A 2,395-nucleotide genomic window follows, 5' to 3' on the forward strand; every position below is an offset into this window, starting at 1 on the left:
TTTTGACTCCTAAGCAGGTTCCCAGCATTCGGCACGAGTTAGGCGAATTTGCGCTAAGGCAACGATGATAGGGATAATCCGACCGTAATTAGTCGCGATCGCTCTCCAGCCCAAATCAGCAAAAAACCACGCCCACATCGCAGGTCCCACCAACGCAAATACACTGCGGATGGCACCATAACGGGCAGCACTCATCGCCATCCCACGCTTAGCTGTTTGCAGTACCACGTAATTTTGGAACTGTGCAGCAGCAGCAGCACTGCCTTGGATAACAGTTTCTTTGGCGACTTGATAGCTAGCAAAATGAATCGCAAACTGACGGGCAAGTTGTTGTAGCAGCAGCGGCTGGACAATGGAACTGACGGCAAGGGCACTACCGCCCTTAACGAGTAAAGCCATTGGGTCGTGTTGCAACTGCACTGGCAGGGGTTCGGAGAGTTGAGACTTGGCTAGCGATCGCTGTACTCTGGCCGTTAACGCTTTCTGTTCGTGTCGTGGCATTTGCTTCCACGCCCGACCCATCAGGTTGAGAAATACTTCTGCTTCTAAATCAGTCGTTGAAAGTTTTGCAGAATAGGGAATTTTTAGATATCGACAAACTTGTATCAAAATTTGGCGATAAGTTACTTCACCCGTGCGTCCTCGCAAAACTGTCACTCCATCCGCCGCTAAAAAGCGAAATCTCTGCTCGATCGCATCCAACCAATCTTCGTGATCTTGGCTTTGAATGTCGATCGGGTCAGGTGTCTGAACGTAATCTAAGGGGTTAAACTTGCGGCGAAATAGAATATCTGTCAGTTGCTGTAACTCTTCTTCTGTGGCTAATTCCAGCGCGGCTCTCAGCTCGTCCAACTTCAATTCCTCCCAGACCCCAGATTCGGTGCTGTCCCTTATTCTACTTCTATATACTTGAAGACTGAGGGTTATCCGTAGTGTTTGATGTCGCTGTCATTGGTGCGGGTATCGCGGGACTGACCGTTGCTCAACAGTTGCACCAAGCTGGATATAAAGTGGTCGTCGTTGACAAATCTCGTGGCGTTGGGGGAAGGGTGGCAACGCGCCGATTGCAGGGGACTTGTGCCGATCATGGCTTGCGTTATTTAGAACCCCAAGGGCAGTTAACTGAGAAGTTTATTGATGTTTTGCGGGTGAAGCAAAGCGATTTTGAAGGAAAGCCGGGGATTGTTCAAGCCTGGACGAATCCTGTTTGCCGGGAACCAGCAAAGCCGAATTTATCCTCGATCCGTCCCCGTTATGTGGCACCAATGGGGATGAATGCGATCGCTAAATTCCTCGCCACAGGTTTAGAAATGCGGCTGAATCAACGGGTACAGGAAATTACCCCAACTGATGAGAAAGCTTGGCATTTCACTTTTGAGCAGACAGCCGAGGCATTAACTGCTAAAGCTGTCGTCGTGGCAATTCCAGCGCCTCAAGCTTTGATGCTACTGGAAGCCTTAGCCAAAACCATACCAACTGAATTTCTAGATAGTTTACGGGCTGTGGAGTTTGATCCCTGTCTCAGTGTCATGGCGGGTTATCCAGCTTCTCGACAGCAAGATTTAAGTAATGCAGAGACGGGGAAGTTCCCGTTACACCTAGATGTTACACACGACTCTGACTTAGCGTGGATTGGTTTAGACAGCAGCAAACGCCCCAATCCCCAGATGCCAGTCTTTGTTTTGCACAGCACCGCTGAATTTGCAAACCGTTACCTGGACGCCGAAGATTTAAACCCAGTTGCACGCCAGATGTTATCCCGTGCTGCACAGTTACTTGTTCCGTGGCTAGATTCTCCCGAATGGTTTCAAATCCATCGCTGGCGCTATGCTTTTCCCAGTCGTCCTTTGCATCAAGATTGCCTGGACGCTGGGACACCGTTGCCTCTAATTTGTTGTGGCGATTGGTGTGAGGGAAACTTGGTAGAAGGGGCGATGAATTCTGGATTAGCTGCTGCTATCAAGATTAATCAACAGATGGAAATGCGAAGCTTGCCGGGAGAAAGTTTTTTAGAAACCCTCCAGCAAATATCTGGTAGGAGCGATCGCTAAGGAGTTAATTTAAACCGATGGAAGATTTGATCCAAGTGGTTGATTACGATACCAATTGGCCTATCCAATTTGAGCAGGAAAAACTCCAGATTCTCCACGCCCTCGGTAATGCCGTCTTGGACATCCACCATATTGGCAGTACCTCAGTGCCAGGATTAGCAGCTAAACCAATCATTGATATTCTCGTAGGCTTGGAGGAGTTACCACCCAGCGTCGATCAGATTACATCTGTCGAAACACTCGGCTATCTCTACCAAGGTGAGTTGGGTGTTCCAGGACGGCACTTTTTTCGCAAAGGGATGCCCCGCACTCACCATCTCCATCTGGTGAAACGAGGGAATCAG

The 2,395-nt window shown here is 49.1% G+C and carries 3 protein-coding genes; 2 read left to right on the forward strand and 1 reads right to left on the reverse strand.

The genetic code is table 11. The features are described 5' to 3' along the window. Positions 1–9 precede the first annotated feature (9 nt). The gene (locus H6F50_RS27855; protein ID WP_190412048.1) at positions 10–852 is read right to left on the reverse strand and encodes a YaaW family protein; all 843 of its coding nucleotides are present in this window, start codon (positions 850–852) and stop codon (positions 10–12) included. A gap of 80 nt (positions 853–932) precedes the next feature. Here H6F50_RS27855 and H6F50_RS27860 point away from each other — a divergent pair, with 80 nt between their 5' ends. Further along, a complete protein-coding gene (locus H6F50_RS27860) occupies positions 933–2,051 on the forward strand; it encodes an FAD-dependent oxidoreductase (protein ID WP_190427367.1) in 1,119 nt (372 codons plus the stop codon). A 17-nt stretch (positions 2,052–2,068) separates the two neighbouring features. Then, on the forward strand, positions 2,069–2,395 hold a 327-nt coding region (locus tag H6F50_RS27865; RefSeq protein WP_190427370.1), incomplete at its 3' end, for a GrpB family protein.

The sequence above is a fragment of the Coleofasciculus sp. FACHB-712 genome (assembly GCF_014695635.1).
In the GTDB taxonomy this organism is placed as follows: Bacteria; Cyanobacteriota; Cyanobacteriia; order Cyanobacteriales; family FACHB-T130; genus FACHB-T130.